The organism is uncultured Phocaeicola sp., from assembly GCF_948499155.1.
Taxonomy (GTDB): Bacteria; Bacteroidota; Bacteroidia; order Bacteroidales; family Bacteroidaceae; genus Phocaeicola; species Phocaeicola faecalis.
Genome location: NZ_CAOOSE010000017.1, coordinates 26,564 through 44,575 on the forward strand (window position 1 = coordinate 26,564; position 18,012 = coordinate 44,575).

The 18,012-nt window shown below is 40.3% G+C and carries 12 protein-coding genes; 11 read left to right on the forward strand and 1 reads right to left on the reverse strand.

The window, feature by feature from the left end:
- Positions 1–34: 34 nt before the first annotated feature.
- The 7 genes from QYT14_RS12415 (at position 35) to QYT14_RS12445 (ending at position 11,867) form a co-directional block, all read left to right on the forward strand.
- The gene (locus QYT14_RS12415) at positions 35–679 is read left to right on the forward strand and encodes a YbjN domain-containing protein (RefSeq protein ID WP_237038738.1); all 645 of its coding nucleotides are present in this window, start codon (positions 35–37) and stop codon (positions 677–679) included.
- A 446-nt stretch (positions 680–1,125) separates the two neighbouring features.
- Entirely contained in the window at positions 1,126–1,713 is a 588-nt protein-coding gene (locus tag QYT14_RS12420) for an RNA polymerase sigma-70 factor (RefSeq protein ID WP_288325081.1), read from the forward strand.
- A 63-nt stretch (positions 1,714–1,776) separates the two neighbouring features.
- Positions 1,777–2,772: a FecR domain-containing protein gene (locus QYT14_RS12425; protein WP_288325082.1), complete on the forward strand. Its 996-nt coding sequence runs from the start codon at positions 1,777–1,779 to the stop codon at positions 2,770–2,772.
- 243 nt (positions 2,773–3,015) lie between these two features.
- The gene (locus QYT14_RS12430) at positions 3,016–6,282 is read left to right on the forward strand and encodes a TonB-dependent receptor (RefSeq protein ID WP_288325083.1); all 3,267 of its coding nucleotides are present in this window, start codon (positions 3,016–3,018) and stop codon (positions 6,280–6,282) included.
- Positions 6,283–6,301: 19 nt separating this feature from the next.
- Positions 6,302–7,963, forward strand: coding sequence for a RagB/SusD family nutrient uptake outer membrane protein (locus QYT14_RS12435; RefSeq protein ID WP_288325084.1), 1,662 nt, complete (start codon positions 6,302–6,304; stop codon positions 7,961–7,963).
- A 37-nt stretch (positions 7,964–8,000) separates the two neighbouring features.
- Positions 8,001–9,200, forward strand: a complete 1,200-nt coding sequence (locus tag QYT14_RS12440) for an FN3 domain-containing metallophosphoesterase family protein (protein ID WP_288325085.1) — start codon at positions 8,001–8,003, stop codon at positions 9,198–9,200.
- A 207-nt stretch (positions 9,201–9,407) separates the two neighbouring features.
- Positions 9,408–11,867: a glycoside hydrolase family 2 TIM barrel-domain containing protein gene (locus QYT14_RS12445; protein ID WP_288325086.1), complete on the forward strand. Its 2,460-nt coding sequence runs from the start codon at positions 9,408–9,410 to the stop codon at positions 11,865–11,867.
- A 220-nt stretch (positions 11,868–12,087) separates the two neighbouring features.
- Here the strand turns inward: QYT14_RS12445 and QYT14_RS12450 are convergent, their stop codons facing one another.
- Complete coding sequence (locus QYT14_RS12450; RefSeq protein WP_288325087.1) at positions 12,088–12,504, reverse strand: hypothetical protein; 417 nt, start codon at positions 12,502–12,504, stop codon at positions 12,088–12,090.
- A 138-nt stretch (positions 12,505–12,642) separates the two neighbouring features.
- Between QYT14_RS12450 and rimP the strand changes: the two genes are divergently transcribed.
- The 4 genes from rimP (at position 12,643) to QYT14_RS12470 (ending at position 18,010) form a co-directional block, all read left to right on the forward strand.
- Positions 12,643–13,110, forward strand: coding sequence for a ribosome assembly cofactor RimP (gene rimP, locus QYT14_RS12455; protein ID WP_237038730.1), 468 nt, complete (start codon positions 12,643–12,645; stop codon positions 13,108–13,110).
- A gap of 2 nt (positions 13,111–13,112) precedes the next feature.
- On the forward strand, positions 13,113–14,369 hold the full coding sequence (gene nusA / locus QYT14_RS12460) for a transcription termination factor NusA (protein WP_005942450.1): 1,257 nt from the start codon (positions 13,113–13,115) through the stop codon (positions 14,367–14,369).
- A gap of 40 nt (positions 14,370–14,409) precedes the next feature.
- A complete protein-coding gene (gene infB, locus QYT14_RS12465; RefSeq protein ID WP_288325088.1) occupies positions 14,410–17,412 on the forward strand; it encodes a translation initiation factor IF-2 in 3,003 nt (1,000 codons plus the stop codon).
- 94 nt (positions 17,413–17,506) lie between these two features.
- Entirely contained in the window at positions 17,507–18,010 is a 504-nt protein-coding gene (locus tag QYT14_RS12470; RefSeq protein WP_237038728.1) for a CvpA family protein, read from the forward strand.
- Positions 18,011–18,012: the final 2 nt, after the last annotated feature.

Sequence of the window (18,012 nt, forward strand, 5' to 3'; positions counted from 1 at the left end):
GTTTCGATACCATAACCTTTAAATACGAACAAGCATGACCGATCTTACTATTCTTATTGCTGTTATAGCATTGGCATTATGGCCGTTAACCTTTTTGCTCCTTCGCGTCCGTCACGAACGGAAAAAGCGCAGAGATCACCTTGACCGCATGACGAAAGAAGATTTGGAAGAAATCGGGACGGAAGAGTTGGTCATTGCTGTGTTGAAGAAGATAGGTTGTCAACCCGAGACGAATGAGGAAGGGCATATCGTGTTTAAGTATCAGGGAGATGATTTTTATATTGCTGTAGAGGATGAGGCTCGCTTTATCATGATTTGGAATCCATGGTGGGCTTCTATCAGCATCGAAAATCCGGCATTGCCTTACCTGAAAGAAATAGTAAACCTGGTGAATGTGGAATCGTTGGTTACTACTATCTATACTGCCGATGAAGACGAGAAGAATGTAGGACTTCATTCGAAATGCCACACGTTGTTTACTCCGAAAGAGGGGCCGTTGGATGAATATCTGAAAGCGATGCTTGACCATTTCTTTATTACTCATGACAGTATCAAAGAGAATCTGCAACAGTTGAGCAATGCTGCATCGGAAAGTGACAAGCAGGAGCGTGTGAAGATTAAAGGTTTTGCCGCCTATAAAGACAACTCCACTCCGCTTCCGGTAGATGATAAGCAATAATTATTATAGAATCGGAAAAACTCTATAGGTATGGATTTGGGTGGTGTCCTGAAAGCTTTGTTATATCAGTGGGTGCACGGACAGGAAAGTTATAGTATTTTCTCCTTTCACACAAAGCAGGTGTTTCTTTCACGGTATATAGTTTTAAATCAGCACTTTATGATAGGAGTTGTGTGAAAGCAAGATAATTGATTCTTGTTTCCTGCTGAGTAAAACTGAATAACGCTTTTATTGTTGGCTGAGAAGATGGAAGTCTTTAAAAGACCAAGGCCTTTAAAAAAAACAATTAGGTGTTTTTCAAAAAGACTAAAGTCTTTTCGGAAAACACTTTAGTCTTTTTGGAGTGCATCGGAATCTTTTAAGAAAATCTATATTTAATAAGCGGAAATTTATCTAACTTTGCTCCATCGAATGTTGCCTTAACCTTTAATTGAAACTATTCCGTGATGAATCAATTTATAGATTTTGATGAAAAGTTATATGCCAGACTCCGCCGGGGAGACGAGGCCGCCTTTACCATTGTCTTTGAACGGTACAATCGGCTGTTGTATGCATTGGCTTATCGGTATTTTAAGTCCGGTGAAGAAGCTGAAGATGCTGTTCAGTATACTTTTATGAAATTATGGGGACAGCGCGATTCTTTTGAATTCCAGTCCGGTATCAGGAGCCTGCTGTTTACTATTCTCAAAAATTATATTTTAAATGAATTGCGGCACAGGCAGATTGTGTTTGAAAAGCACTATGAGATAGCCCAGCAAGGTGAAGAAGTGGATGAAGGTTTCCTGAAAGAACTTGAGAGCAAAGAGTTGAAGGGGCATTTGTGGTCGGCAATAAACGAGCTTCCTCCTCAAAAAAGAAAGATATGTCAGCTGAAGATTGGAAAAGGACTTTCTAATCAAGAGATAGCAGACATGATGCAGATAACCGTTCCTACTGTAAAATCACATTATACACAGGCGATTAAATTGTTGCGTAATGCCATTGAACCGCTGATAATGTTGCTTCATGTAGTATGGTTTTATTTTTTTTATTAAAGACAGACTCATACCTTTATCGGGGTGAAGTGTTTTATTAATTAGCGAAAAACAGGCAAAAAGATGAAAATAGATGATGCTGTAATAGATAAAGTTCTGAATAATAAGGCATCTGCAGAAGATGCGAGACAGGTTTCGGAGTGGTTTGCCACCGAAGAGGGACATGATTATTTATCGAAACGAATGGATGGGGAAATGTTGTCCTTGACGGAGGGTGAGGTAGAGAATTGGGTACCTCATGCCATACCGGAGGAAAAGATGAAGCAGCGTTTCCTGCAACAAATAAAACCCCGGCGTCGGGTTAATTCCTATCGTCGTTGGTGGGCTGCCGCTGTATTGATTCCCTTTATATTTCTTTGCGGTTCAGTTTGGTTTTTGGCAGATAAGGTTGGCCTTTTTTCTGAGACCGAATATGCAGAATTGGTCGTACCCTGTGGTGAGCAGATGCGTGTCGTGTTGCAAGACGGAACGATTGTTCAATTAAACTCGGATACCCGGCTGAAGTATCCCAAAAAGTTTGGTATATTCACCCGCACAGTGGAGTTGTGGGGAGAAGGATATTTTGAGGTGGCCAAAGAGAAGGATCGTCCGTTTGTAGTCGATTTGGGAGATATTAATGTAAAGGTGACCGGCACAAAATTTAATGTTAAGGCTTATACGGCAGAATCGAATCTGTGGGTGACACTGGATGAAGGGGGCGTGCTGCTGAAAGATACCAAAGGTAAGGAGTATCCATTGCATCCGGGGGAAAGTGCCGAGTATAACCGTCGGTCGGGTGTTTGTCAAATTTCTCGTCCTGAGAATATGGAACAGATAACCTCATGGCGCTCCAAAGGTTTGAACTTCTATTTGACCCCTTTGAAAGAGATAGTCAAGGTATTGGAACGACAGTACGATGTACACTTTATTGTACCTGATTCGTCATTGCTGGATCATAGGTTTACTTTATCCACTAATAAAGTAAATGTAGTGGATGTCTTAAATGACTTGGAAGCGGTGTCGCATATCTCTTTCAACGAAACTGGAAAAGGCATATTTGAGATAACCGAAAAGGAATAAAGTTGTTATTATAAAATCAGTCGGTGATATTTTTGTTCTATACTTATTATAATGAATAAGGTAAAACAGAGGTATCACCGATTGTCGTTTTTACTATGAACGGGCTTTTTGCGATTTTAAAGAAAAAAAGAGAATTTTGACTCATACCTATTTTTTGATGATGTGTTAGCCTATGCAGAAAGGCCTTTTATAATAATGAAATAATAATTTAATACTGTGTATGAAATGAACTCAAAAAACAAAATGAAAAAGTTACTGCTGTTGGGTATTCTCTTATTTGGCTTTACAGCCTCTGGGTGGTCACAAAAAGTTTCTTTAAATTTCAAGAATGAGAAAATAGAGAAAGTCTTGTCTTCTATAAAGAGTCAGACTGGAATGGCATTGGTATTTAGTGATCAAGTAGTGGATGTAAACCGATTGGTTTCTATTCAGGTAAAAGATGGTAATCTGGAGGAAGCTTTGGACAAGTTGCTGGCTGGTACAAAAGTAGCTTATGAAATAAAGAACAATAAAATTTATCTTATAGAGAAGAAATCAGAGATAACTACTTCTTCGAAAAGGAAAAAGGTAATCGGAGTTGTAACAGATGCTGCCGGTGAACCTATCGTTGGAGCAAATGTAGTTGAAAAGAATGTAAAAACGAATGGTGTAATTACAGATATTGACGGACAGTTTAGTCTTGAGATAGACACCAATGGAGAATTGCTAGTTACGTATATTGGCTATTTGACGCAAAATGTTGCTACAAAAGGGAAAGACTCCTTTAGAATAGTCTTGAAAGAAGATACACAGACATTGGAAGAAGTGGTAGTGGTAGGTTATGGCTCTCAGAAAAAATTGAATTTGACAGGATCTGTGGCTACTGTTGGCAGTGAAGCATTGACAGAACGACCTGTTACAAATGTGACGGCGGCTATTCAAGGGGCAGTTCCGGGAATGACTATTACTTCAGGACAAGGACGTCCGGGACAAGATGCTGGTACAATTAGGGTGAGAGGTACAGGAACCCTGAATAATTCAGACCCCTATATTTTGGTAGATGGTATCGAAACTGGTACGATGAATTCTATAGATCCCAATGATATTGAATCTATTTCTGTATTAAAAGATGCTGCATCTGCAGCTATTTATGGGTCAAAAGCAGCTAATGGTGTAATTTTGATAACAACAAAAAGAGGTAAAAGTGGAAAGCCGACAATTGCTTATAGTGGAAGTTTTGGTTGGCAAAAGGCTACAGGTATGATTGATCGGGTAAGTTCGGCAGATGCAGCTACCTTATATAATAAAGCCTTAGAATCGGATGGAAAATCTCCGCGATTTACAGAGGAAGATATTCAATTGTTTCGTAATGGGACAGATCCTTATGGACATCCTGATACGGATTGGCAGGATTTGGCTTTTCAAGGAAATGGATTTATGCATAAGCATAATGTAAATCTTTCTGGCGGAGCTGACAATGTAAAATACATGACTTCTATTGGGTATCAGCATCAGAATGGTATTATGGTTAATAGTAACAGGGAACAGTTTAATTTCCGTATGAATTTGGATGTGAAAATGAGCGATAAGTTGGACCTGAAAGCGAATATGGCATATATACATAATGACTATGATGATCCAACCAACTCTTATGTAGGAGGGGGGTCAGATCAGATAATTCGTCAGTCTAATCGTATTGCTCCTTGGATTCCGTATAAAAATGCAGATGGAACATATGGAACTATTGGAGATGGTAATCCAATTGCGTGGTTAGATTTAGATCAGGTTGTTACTCGTAAGAATCAGAATTTCACAGGAACTTTGGCTTTGGATTATGATATTCTTCCAGATTTAAAATTGACAGCACAAGGCTCTTATGTTTCTAATATTCAGGATTATAAAGATTATGTGAAAGACATTCAGTATAATGCTAATAAATATCATGGACCTAACTCTGTTGATAAACGAATTTATCAATGGAATCGTTATAACTTCGATTTATTGGCTAATTATGATCATACATTTGGAAAGCATAGCATAAAAGGGTTATTAGGATATCATATAGAGAAATATAACAAAGATGAGGTAAGGGCTTCTCGTGAAAGTTTTCCTACTAACGACTTGACGGATATTGATGCAGGTGCTGTTGCTACTCAGAAAAATTCTGGATTTACTCGGGAGTTGGCTATGATGTCTTATTTTGGCAGGATAAATTATGATTATGCTGGAAAATATTTGTTCGAAGCTAATTTCCGTGCGGATGCCTCTTCTCGTTTTAGCAAAAGTAACCGTTGGGGATATTTCCCATCAGTTTCTGCTGCTTGGAGGATTTCAGAAGAGTCTTTTATGGAAGGCACACAAGATTGGTTGCAGTCGTTAAAAATACGTGGCTCTTGGGGAAAGTTAGGAAATCAAGATGCTTTGGATGACTTTTATCCTTGGATGGTGACTTATAGTATAGGATCTAAGTATCCATTTGGTGGCATAACCAATACAGGAGTAACTCAAACGAGTCAAAAGATTGAGTCTATTTCTTGGGAGACTACAACTAACTGGGGAATTGCTGTTGAAACTAGTATATTTTCCTGCTTGGATTTCTCGATTGAATATTATAGCCGTGTGACTGATGGTATTATAATGGATGTACTTGTTCCTGCTACCTTTGGATTAGGGGCTTATAAAGATAACGTAGGGAAAATGGAAAATCGAGGAGTTGAAGTTACAGCATCGTTTCATAAACAATGGGGAGATTGGCGTTTTAATGCATCTGGAAATGTAGCATTTAATCATAATGAAGTTTTAGATCTGGGAGTTGGAGGAGATAAGATTTCAAGCTACTATATCAATCGGGTAGGAGAAGCGTATAATTCTTTTTATGGATATGTGGCAGACGGTATTTTTCAAAGTCAGGAAGAAGCTGATCAGTTTACAAAAACTTATGGGAATCCCTTTGGAAAGGCTTTTAAAGCTGGAGATATTCGCTATAAAGATACAGATGGTAATGGAAAACTAACGGCAGATGACCGTCGTGTTGGAGGAGCAGAACAGCCTAAGGTTACATTTGGATTGAATTTGAATACTTCTTGGAAGAATTTCGATTTGTCTGTATTATTACAAGGGGCTACTGGAGTAGAACGTTACTTTACTAGCGAAGTGTTTGGCGAATTTTATGGTGATGATTCTCATCCTTCTACTATATGGTTAGATGCTTGGTCACCGGAAAACCCTGATGGTTCCTTCCCACGTGTGGCATTAGGTGGAAAATCTGCTAGTGACCCTTCTAATTATTCCAGCTTTTGGATGCAGTCTGCTAATTATTTACGTATAAAGAATGTGCAGTTTGGATATACACTTCCTAAAAATTGGTTAAAAGGGTTAGGCATTTCTAATGCAAAAGTATACTATTCAGGTGAAAACCTGTTTTGTTTTGACAGTCTCCCTGTTGATGTTGATCCTGAAGCTCCATCAGGAAGAGGCTCTCATTATCCACAGATTGCAACTCATTCAGTGGGTGTTAATTTGACTTTCTAATCTAAAAATGAATTATATTATGAAAACGATAAAGTATTTGATTGTATCTGTTTGTTTATGTGGAGGATTATCTGCATGTAATGATTTCTTTGATACGATTCCCAATGATCAATTATCTCCGGCAACATTTTGGAAAACAGAAGCTGATGTAATAAATGCAGTTACGGCTTGCTACGAAAATTGGAATAATCCGGCAACAGGTTCCAGTGACATTTTTTTTGCTGATTGTATGTCGGACATATCCTATAGTTTTACTGGGTCTAGTTCTTATAAGAATGTGTCAAACGGCTCTTCATCATCGACTTCTACTGTAGGATATTATAGCTATACAACCATTCGCCGTTGTAATCTTGTTTTGGAGAATGCAGGACAAGTGCTTTTTGCAGATGAAGCTAAAAAGAAAGATTTGGTAGCGCAGGTTCGTACGATTAGAGCCTGGCGTTATTTTCAGATGAATTTTTGGTATGGAGGTATTCCATTAATAACTGGTCTTCCTGAACTTGCGGAAGACGCACAGTTACCTAGAAGTTCGGAAGATGATGTTAAGAAGTTTGTCTATGATGAACTTGATGTGGCCATAGCCGATTTGAATAAAAGGCCAGAAGAACGAGGTCGGATAGCTAAAGGTACTGCTTTAGCTATTAAAATGCGGGCTTCTTTGTATTGGGGAGATCTAGATCAGGCTATGGAGGCTGCTCGTGATATACAGAACTTAGATTTATATAAGTTGGACCCTGATTTCTTGACAATGTTCAGCGAAGCTGGTGTTGATTCTGATGAAATTATATGTGCAATGCAACATGTAAAGGATACTTATGCTTTCGATAATGCAGTGCGTATGTTTAATAATCAAGATGGAGGATGGGCCTCTTGGGTGCCTACCCAGAACTTTGTAGATATGTATGAAATGAACAATGGACAAACTATTGATGAAGAAGGTTCGGGGTATGATCCTGTTCATCCATTTTATAACCGTGATCCACGTTTGTATAAGACCGTGATTTATCCGGGTATGGATTTTACATCGCCTGCAGGGGTGAAGCGCATTTTTAATACATTAGATAAAAAAATAGGTGAAAGTGCAAATGCTGATTTTATGGATGCGGCTACTAATGCTTCACATACAGGATTACTTTGGGCCAAATATATTCTTCCAACAACTCAGTTTTCTCCTTCATTAAGTAATGCTGCTATTTGCCCTATTTTATTTCGTTATGCCGAGGTTTTGTTGACCATAGCGGAAATTAATGTAGAAAAGAATGAGAATACAGAAGAAGTTTTTGATATATTAGATGAATTGAGAACAACGAGAGGGCATATCGTAGTGGATCGAAACAAGTATAATACTCAAGATAAATTGCGGGAGTTGGTACGTAGGGAGCGTTGTATCGAGTTGGCAGGAGAAGGTTTACGTAGGGCAGACTTGCTTCGCTGGAAGGATACAACAGGAAAGCCTTTGGCCGAAACAATTATGAATCAGACATTGTATCGTATTTCAGGTACAGTGGATATGAAAGAAACAGATCCTACTCGTAGGGCAGTAGTAGAATTACCGACAGCGGAGAATGAGAAGTTCCGTAAACTGGAACAACTTAAGTATGAGCCATATAACCGATACTTACCTTTTACACAAACGGAATTAGATCGGAATCCCAACCTAAAACAGAATGAAGGCTATTAAAACCGAGATGAAGATTTAGATATTAAATATGAATGAAATGGAAAAAATCAAGCGCTTTTTGATAAGCATTCTTTTGATATGCTTTGGAGCGGTGGTAGTATTTGCTCAAGAACGTGTAGAGATTAAATATGGTCCGTATTTGCAGAATCTGAAAGAAACGGAAACTACGATTGTTTGGGTGTCTAATAAACCTTCAATAGGTTGGGTAGAACTGGCTCCAGATGATGGATCTAATTTTTATCAAAAGGAGAGAAGTAGGTATTTTGATTCTAAGAATGGAGTGAAAAATACAAGTCTGATTCATAGCGTAAAAATCTCAGACTTAAAGCCTGGCACAACTTATCGTTATAGGGTTTATTCTCAGGAAATATTAGATCACCAAGGAGTAGAAGTTATCTATGGAAGAATAGCTGCAACAGATGTTTGGAGTAAGAAACCGTTATGCTTTACTACGAATAACCGTAATAAGAAAGAGATATCTTTTACTGTTCTAAATGATATTCATGGTCGGACAAATGATATTTCTGAATTATTGAATGCTGCAAATTATACAGAGAGTGATATGGTTATTTATAATGGGGATATGGTTTCTCAATCCAAGAGTGAAGAACAAGTATTTGATAGCTTTATGAATAAGTCAATAGAATTATTTGCTCAAGAAAAGCCAATGTATTATGCTCGTGGTAACCATGAAACGAGAGGGGTTTTTGCAACTTCTTTCCAAAATTATTTTTCAGTAAAAGAACCGCATTTATATTTTACTCTGCGTCAGGGGCCTGCTTTTTTTATCTTTCTTGATACAGGTGAAGATAAACCGGACTCTGATATTGAATATAGTGGGATAACTGATTATGATAATTATCGGACAGAACAAGCTAAATGGTTGGAACAAGTTATAGAATCTGATGACTTTAAACAAGCTCCTTATAAAATTGTAATCGGTCATATGCCTCCGGTAGATTGGCAGGGTGATATATGGCATGGTCCAACTGAAGTATTAGAGAAGTTTATACCTATTTTGAATAGAGGTAAAATAGATGTAATGATATCAGGGCATTATCATATTAACAAGCCGGGGTATTATTATTATGAACCATCGGAAAAAGTTCATTTTCCAGTTTTGGTAAATGAGAGTGTAACAGCTTTAAAAGGTAAGATTGCTAAGGATGGCTTAAAATTACAAGTAGTTGATAAACAGGGAAATATCTTGTTTGAAAAAACTTGCTTGGCTAAATGATAGAATGTGAGAGTGTAGTGTTTGATAGGGCACTATGCTCTCTCTGTTTATAAATCAATCTGTTTTGTTTATTGAAAGACTATTCACTAGTAAATCTCCACTTACCATTTTTTTAATGAATCTACATCTAATAAGCGGAAAACTATTTAACTTTGTTCAATTGAATATTGCTTTAATTTTTGGGAAGGCATCTTAATATAAATATATATGAACAAAAAGAATATTGCATCTTTCGCATTCGTTTTATTGTTTGCTTTACCGCTTGGCGCACAAAGCATAAAAATCAATGCTGATTGGGAGTTCCAACGTTTGAAGAAGGAACAACAATTGACTGAAATAAAGAATCAAGGTTCTGATTGGAGTTCACAATTCAATATCCAACATGTAGAGGCACAAAATCAGGCTTTGGCAGTACATCCGGACACTTTGGAACTGGAACTCAATCAGCTTTCGATGGGAAAATGGGAGCAGGTCAATTTGCCACATACTCCTTTTGTGGAACCGCTTGTTGTACTTCATCAGTGGCAAGGGATATGCTATTATCGTAAGCAGTTAAATATCAGTAGAAAAGAAATAGATAAGCAACTTTGGCTGGAATTTGAAGGAGCGATGCATCTGGCAGACGTATGGGTGAACGGACAACACTTGACACAGCATTCCGGTGGTTATACTCCGTTTGTGGCGGATGTTACCGGAATGCTTCATGCCGACCGCGCCAATGAAATATTGGTACGTTTGGATAATCGGAACAATCCGCTCATACCTCCCGGCAAACCTTTGGAGACGCTTGATTTCTGTTACTACGGAGGATTGTATCGCGATGTGAATCTCATCGTAAAACAGCCTGTGCATATTACTCATCCTATTATGGCGGACGAAGTGGCCGGAGGAGGAGTCTTTGTCACTTATCCCCGGGTATCGGAGCTGGAAGCTGAGGTAAAGGTGAAAACACAGGTAAGTAATAAAACCGGAATACAAAAACATCTGACTATACGGCATACTCTTTATGAATGGAGCAAGAAGAAAGGAGGATGTGGCAAGAAAGTGGCTTCGGTGGAAAGTCCGCTTGTCTTGGCTGCCGGCACTACGCTGCATCATACGCAGCAGTTTGCAGTGAACAATCCTAAATTATGGTATCCCGATTCGCCTGCTCTCTATGTATTGCGTACCGAGGTGATGGACGGTCGGGAAGTTACCGATTGTGAGAATACGCGTATCGGAATACGCCGTATTGAAATGACGCGCGAGAAAGGGTTTGTCATTAATGGCAAGCCTCTGATACTGGAAGGAAGCAACCGGCATCAAGAGTATCCTTATGTGGGGAATGCCATTTCCGACCAAGCGCAGTACCGCGATATGTATCAGATACGTAACAATGGTTTTAATACGGTGCGTTTGGGGCATTATCCGCAAGACCCATCTGTGCTGGAGGCTTGTGATGAGTTGGGTTTGCTGGTTATTGAACCGATTCCCGGATGGCAATTCTTCAATAAGGCACAGGGGTTCATTAATCATACATACAAGGATATTCGTGATTTGATACGCCGTGACCGTAACCATCCCTCTATCATTATGTGGGAAACAACCCTTAATGAATCATGGCCTCCCAAAAATTGGAAAAATCAAGCGGTGCAGACTGCTCATGAGGAATTTCCCGGTGACCAATGTTATACATCGGGCGATACTTATGGATATGATGGTTTCGATGTATGCTATAATGATTGGGAGGAAGGATATAATCGTCCCAATACAACCCGAAAACCGGGCTTTATCCGTGAATATTATGATTATGAATTTGGTGGACATTATAGCACGACTCGAGTGACTCGTGGAGACGGTGACCATGCAATGACGCAAAACGCTTGGAATGCCCAGTGGAGTCATAACCGTTATCGTGCTTATTATCCTTGGACGATTGGTGGCGCAGTGTGGAGTATGTATGACTATAATCGGGGATGTTGCGACAATATCTGTTACAGTGGTTTGGCTGATGTGTTCCGTTTGCCTAAATTCGGTCTGCTTTATTTCCGTACGCAGGTAAAAAAAGGAAGTTTTACACCTGCCGGACCTATGGCATACGAAGTTTTTATCAACAGCCATTGGCTGGAAGATTCTTCGGATACATTGCAAGTATATGGTAATGTAGATGAAGTGCAACTGTTGTTAAACGGGCGAGTAGTGGCACGTCAGCGTCCTGACAACAAACCGTCTACTGCAAAGTATGTATCGCGTCCTGATGGCGGAAATGCTGTGAATATCGACTTTCCTCCCTTTACGTTCTTCAATGTCAAGTGGGAGCAGGGTGAATTAAAAGCGATAGGATATAAGGATGGAAAAGCTGTGGCCGAACATGTTGTCCGCACACCGGGTGCAGTTGAGGCGATGGATATCACTTATTTTGAAAGCGGTGTGCCTGCCTCGTGTTATGACTTACTGATTGTTTATGTCAACTTGAAGGATTTGCATGGTACCGATTGTTTTGGAGAGAACAATCGTGAAGTAAGGCTGGAAGTATTACAAGGCGGCGAGGTGCGCGGCCCGGCTACAATAAAAGCTGAAGCTGGTGTTGCTTCGTTTCTTGTTGCGACGGCCGATTCTCAGACGCTTGTGTTAAAGGCTGTTTCGGGGAATTTGGAGGCTTCGCGTAAGTTGAAACTGCAGAAGTGATAAAAACAGAGTGAAGAGACAAGTACTGAAAAGAAATTTGATAAATAAATGATTATTCAATGTTAAAAGTACATTGTATCAAGAAATCGAATAGGTACTTTTCTTGTTAGGGGTAAATATAGCAGCCTTGAAGAGTATCATTAGTAATGAAGGAGATGTGTCACAGTTCCAATCATAAACATAACTGTTGACACATCTCCTTCTTTGTCATTCCGGCTCTTTATTGGGCTGTATCCGCTTCTTTTTCAAGTATATAAATCACGTCTTCATTCTTTTTGACAATCACTTTGCTTCCCTTTGGATTAAGATTGAAAGGGGTGGTTTTATCCGTTTTGTTGTCCACCACCATTAGGACATTTCCTTCTGCAAACCGATTGATTTCCAGTTTTAGGCTGGCATCGGGCATGGTGCGGTCCATCAGTAGGCTGTCATTTACATATATTGCAATGCTGTCACCGGCAAAGTCTTTACTTACCTCGATGTTGTACACGCCCTCATAAGTGACGACCTTATTTGCATCCCGCTTGAAACGGAAAGACATATAAAGGAAGATAATGACTACAGCCAAGACTCCGAAGGCAAGTATGCCATTGCCTATCATGAATTGTTTGTTGGTATTTAAACTGTTTTTACCCATAGTGTTATAAGTTTCTGCAAAACTACAATTTTTTAATAGAATATTTTGTGGCACTGATAGATAATTTGTATCTTTGCAGCGAAATGGATGAATGGTGGGGCTTGATTAAGCCCTTTTTTTGTTCTTAATAACTAATAAATGATAGATAAGAATGTAGTAACCCGGATTGTTGATGAATGGTTGGAAGGTAAAGATTACTTTTTAGTAGACGTCACAGTGAACCCGGATGACAAAATTGTAGTAGAAATTGACCATGCCGAAGGGGTATGGATTGATGATTGTGTGGAACTCAGCCGCTACATTGAGTCTAAGCTAGACCGTGAGGAGGAAGACTATGAATTGGAAGTAGGCTCGGCTGGTATCGGACAACCTTTTAAGGTGTTACAACAATACCTGATACACATTGGTAAGGACGTTGAAGTGCTGACTAAGACCGGCAAGAAGCTGGAAGGTGTGTTGAAGGAGGCTAACGAAGATAACTTTACTGTAACTATTGAGAGAAAAGTGAAACCGGAAGGAGCAAAGCGTCCCAAACTGGTGGAAGAAGATGTTACTTTTTCGTATGATGAGATAAAATACACTAAATACTTAATTAGTTTTAAATAATTATGGCCAAAAAAGAAGAAACAATCAGCTTGATTGATACATTTTCGGAATTTAAGGAATTAAAGAATATTGATAGAACAACTATGGTAAGTGTACTTGAAGAGTCTTTCCGTAGTGTAATCGCGAAAATGTTTGGCACTGATGAAAATTACGACGTTATCGTGAACCCGGATAAGGGCGATTTCGAAATATGGCGTAACCGTGAAGTTGTTGCAGATGAGGACTTGACTAATCCGAATATGCAAATCTCACTGACGGAAGCTCAGAAGATAGATGCTTCGTATGAGGTGGGTGAGGAAGTGACTGATGAAGTAATCTTTGCCAAGTTTGGCCGACGCGCCATCCTGAATCTGCGTCAGACATTGGCGTCGAAGATTCTGGAACTGGAAAAAGATAGTTTATACAACAAATATATTGATAGGGTAGGTACTGTAATCAGTGCGGAAGTTTATCAGATTTGGAAGAAAGAAATCTTGTTGCTTGATGATGAAGGCAATGAGCTGTTACTCCCCAAAACTGAACAAATCCCGAGCGATTTCTACCGTAAGGGCGAAACAGCCCGCGCTGTAGTGGCTCGTGTGGACAATAAAAACAATAATCCGAAAATTATCCTGAGCCGTACCTCACCTGTGTTCTTGCAGCGCCTGTTCGAAATGGAAGTCCCCGAAATTAATGACGGATTGATTACCATTAAGAAAATCGCGCGCATTCCGGGCGAACGTGCAAAAATTGCAGTTGAGTCTTACGATGACCGTATTGACCCGGTAGGTGCTTGTGTTGGTGTGAAGGGTTCACGTATTCATGGAATCGTGCGCGAGTTGCGTAACGAGAACATTGACGTGATTAACTATACTTCTAACATTCAGTTGTTCATTCAGCGTGCCTTGAGTCCGGCCAAAATTTCTTCAATCGTGTTGCACGAAGAAGACAAAAAAGCTGAAGTCTATCTGAAACCGGAAGAAGTATCTTTGGCAATCGGTAAGGGCGGTATGAATATTAAGCTCGCCAGTATGCTTACCGAATATACGATTGATGTGTACCGCGAACTGGATGAAAACGCGATGGACGAAGATATCTACTTGGATGAGTTCAAGGATGAAATTGATGAATGGGTTATCAATGCCATTAAAGGTATCGGATTGGATACGGCTAAAGCTGTAATCAATGCTCCGCGTGAAATGTTGATTGAAAAAGCGGACCTCGAAGAAGACACGGTAGATGACGTGTTGAGAATTTTAAGAGCTGAATTTGAAGAGTAATCTTCGGCACCGGCTCGTAGTTAATAATTAAAAAACGAGTATGACGATTAGACTGAACAAAGTAACAAGAGATTTAAATGTAGGAATAACGACGGTAGTTGAATTCTTGCAAAAGAAGGGCTACACCATTGAGGCCAGCCCTAATGCGAAAATTACCGAAGAACAATATGCTGTACTTGTGAAAGAGTTCAGCACAGATAAGAATTTGAAAATAGAGTCTGAAAAATTTATTCAGGAAAGACAGAATAAGGATCGTAACAAGGCTTCAATCTCTATTGACGGTTTTGAAAAACCTAAAAAAGAAGAAGTCGTGAAAACTGTTATCCCTGAAGATGTACGCCCGAAATTCAAGCAAGTGGGCAAAATAGATTTGGACAGCTTGAACAAACGCCCTGCTCCTAAGGCAGCCGAACAACCGGTCTCTGTGAAGACTGAGCAGCCGGCACCCAAGAAGGAAGAGCCTGTGAAGGTTGAAGAACAGAAAGTTGAAGCTCCTCAAGAACCGGTAGTGGTAGAAGAGAAGATACAAGAGCCTGCTCCGCAACCGAAGCCTGCCCCTGTCCAACAAGAAGAAAAGAAAGAACCCGAAGTTCAACAAAAAGCGGAAGAACAGAAGAAACCCCAGGTGATAGAAATGGAAAAAGAAGCACCCGCAGCACCCGTTCAGGAAAAAGAAGAAGACGATGTATTTAAAATTCGTCCTACTGAATTTAAATCAAAGATTAATGTAGTAGGTCAGATTGACCTGGATGCATTGAACCAGTCTACTCGTCCGAAGAAGAAATCGAAAGAGGAAAGGCGGAAAGAGAGAGAAGAGAAGGATAAACAGCGTCAGGAACAGCGTAAGCAGATGAAAGATGCTATTATCAAGGAGATAAGAAAGAGTGACGATAAAATTGCTAAACCGGGAGCAGGAAGTGCAACCGATGATGGCAAGAAGAAGAAACGTAATCGTATTAACAAAGAACGGGTAGATATTAATGCTGCCGGTAGTACGAATAACAATAATAGTAATAATAATCAGCGCAGGGATAATAACAATTCCGGTAAAGGTGGTGGAAATAACAGACCGAACAATAACCAGAGTGGAGGCGGAAAATTTAATAAAGACCGCTTTAAGAAGCCGGTTGTCAAAACGGAAGTCAGCGATGAGGATGTAGCTAAGCAGGTAAAAGAGACTTTGGCTCGCCTGACTAACAAGACGAAGAGCAAGGCCTCTAAGTATCGTAAGGAGAAACGTGAAAACGTGATGAACCGCCAGTTGGAACTGGAAGAAATGGAACAGGAAGAAAGCAAGGTATTGAAGATTACCGAGTTTGTTACAGCCAACGAATTGGCAAGTATGATGGATGTTCCTGTCACTAAGGTTATCGCTACTTGTATGAGCATCGGTATTATGGTTTCCATCAATCAGCGTTTGGATGCTGAAACGATTAATCTTGTTGCTGAAGAGTTTGGATATAAAACTGAATATGTCAGTGCAGAAGTGGCACAGGCCATTACCGAAGAGGAAGATGCAGAAGAAGATTTGCAACCGCGCGCTCCGATTGTTACTGTGATGGGTCACGTAGACCATGGTAAGACTTCATTGCTGGACTATGTTCGTAAGGCAAATGTAATTGCAGGTGAAGCGGGTGGTATTACCCAGCATATCGGTGCGTACAATGTGAAGTTGGAAGACGGACGCCGTATTACTTTCCTTGATACGCCGGGTCACGAAGCATTTACTGCGATGCGTGCCCGTGGTGCGAAAGTAACGGATATCGCTATTATTATTGTAGCTGCTGATGATAATGTGATGCCACAAACCAAAGAAGCGATTAATCATGCTATGGCTGCCGGTGTACCTATCGTGTTTGCTATTAATAAGGTAGATAAGCCGCATGCCAACCCTGATAAGATTAAGGAAGAATTGGCTGCTATGAACTTTCTTGTAGAAGAATGGGGAGGTAAATATCAGTCACAAGATATCTCGGCAAAGAAAGGTACAGGTGTACACGAGTTGCTGGAAAAGGTATTGTTGGAAGCCGAAATGCTTGACTTGAAGGCTAACCCCGACCGTAAGGCTACCGGTTCTATTATTGAGTCAACATTGGATAAGGGGCGTGGTTATGTAGCTACCATCCTTGTGTCGAACGGTACACTCCGTATGGGAGATATCGTGTTGGCAGGTACTTCATACGGTAAGGTGAAAGCAATGTTCAACGAACGCAACCAGCGTATCAAGGAGGCAGGTCCTTCTGAACCGGTGTTGATTCTGGGTCTGAATGGTGCTCCTGCTGCCGGTGATACTTTCCATGTGATTGATACCGAACAGGAAGCTCGTGAAATAGCCAATAAGCGTGAGCAGTTACAACGTGAACAGGGCTTGCGTACTCAGAAGATGTTGACACTGGATGAAGTCGGACGCCGTCTGGCGTTGGGTGATTTCCATGAATTGAACATCATCGTTAAGGGTGACGTGGACGGTTCTGTGGAAGCATTGAGCGACTCCTTGATTAAATTGTCTACCGAGCAGGTGCAGGTTAACGTAATCCACAAAGGTGTGGGTCAGATTTCTGAGTCTGATGTTACTTTGGCTGCTGCTTCGAATGCAATTATTGTTGGCTTCCAGGTGCGTCCTTCAAGTGCTGCCGCTAAGATGGCAGAACAGGATGGTGTCGATATCCGTAAATATTCTGTTATCTATGACGCTATCGAGGAAGTGAAGGCTGCGATGGAAGGTATGTTGGCTCCTACATTGAAGGAACAGGTAACTGCTACTATCGAAGTGCGTGAAGTGTTCAACATCAGCAAGGTCGGTATTGTTGCCGGTGCGATGGTGAAGACCGGTAAAGTGAAACGTTCGGATAAGGCTCGTTTGATTCGTGATGGTATTGTGGTATTTACAGGTACTATCAACGCACTGAAGCGTTTCAAGGATGATGTGAAGGAAGTCGGTACTAACTTTGAGTGTGGTATCAGTTTGACAAACTGCAATGATATTAAGGTTGAAGATATCATTGAAACTTACGAAGAAGTAGAAGTTAAACAGACTCTATAATAGTTTTATCAGGCACGGATTACACGGATTTCACGGATGGTATTTATAAAACCGTGTATCTCCGTGTAATCCGTGCCTTTTTTATATCATAAAGATGACGACAATAGATATTATTATATTGGTGGTGATAGGTGTCGGAGTGCTACAGGGCCTGATGAAAGGGTTTGTGAAGCAGTTGGCCTCTATTGTCGGGTTGATAGCAGGGCTTCTGGTGGCGCGGGCTCTATTTGCTACCGTTGCCGAAAAGCTTGCCCCTGTCTTGGGAACATCAACTACTATTGCCCAGATATTGGCATTTGTTCTTATTTGGGTGGCAGTGCCGTTGGGGTTTGCATTGGTTGCCTCTCTTCTGACGAAGGCTTTGGACGCTGTCCGTTTGGGATGGTTGAATCGTTGGTTGGGAAGTGGATTGGGGGCTTTGAAATATATGATACTGATAGGGTTAGCCATCCATGTATTGGAATATATTGACCCGAAAGATGAGATGATAGATGCAACAAAGAAGCAGGAGTCGGTGTTATATTATTCAATGAGAGACTTGTCCGGCATCTTTTTCCCGGTATTCAAAAATGTAACAGAACAATTAATAGAAATATAAGA

Coding starts and splice junctions, on each gene's coding strand:
- QYT14_RS12425 (WP_288325082.1), top strand. CDS start 1,777: ATGAAAATAGATGATGCTGTAATAGATAAAGTTCTGAATAATAAGGCA.
- rimP (WP_237038730.1), top strand. CDS start 12,643: ATGATAGATAAGAATGTAGTAACCCGGATTGTTGATGAATGGTTGGAA.
- QYT14_RS12440 (WP_288325085.1), top strand. CDS start 8,001: ATGGAAAAAATCAAGCGCTTTTTGATAAGCATTCTTTTGATATGCTTT.
- QYT14_RS12415 (WP_237038738.1), top strand. CDS start 35: ATGACCGATCTTACTATTCTTATTGCTGTTATAGCATTGGCATTATGG.
- QYT14_RS12430 (WP_288325083.1), top strand. CDS start 3,016: ATGAAAAAGTTACTGCTGTTGGGTATTCTCTTATTTGGCTTTACAGCC.
- QYT14_RS12450 (WP_288325087.1), bottom strand. CDS start 12,504: ATGGGTAAAAACAGTTTAAATACCAACAAACAATTCATGATAGGCAAT.
- QYT14_RS12420 (WP_288325081.1), top strand. CDS start 1,126: ATGAATCAATTTATAGATTTTGATGAAAAGTTATATGCCAGACTCCGC.
- QYT14_RS12435 (WP_288325084.1), top strand. CDS start 6,302: ATGAAAACGATAAAGTATTTGATTGTATCTGTTTGTTTATGTGGAGGA.
- infB (WP_288325088.1), top strand. CDS start 14,410: ATGACGATTAGACTGAACAAAGTAACAAGAGATTTAAATGTAGGAATA.
- QYT14_RS12445 (WP_288325086.1), top strand. CDS start 9,408: ATGAACAAAAAGAATATTGCATCTTTCGCATTCGTTTTATTGTTTGCT.
- nusA (WP_005942450.1), top strand. CDS start 13,113: ATGGCCAAAAAAGAAGAAACAATCAGCTTGATTGATACATTTTCGGAA.
- QYT14_RS12470 (WP_237038728.1), top strand. CDS start 17,507: ATGACGACAATAGATATTATTATATTGGTGGTGATAGGTGTCGGAGTG.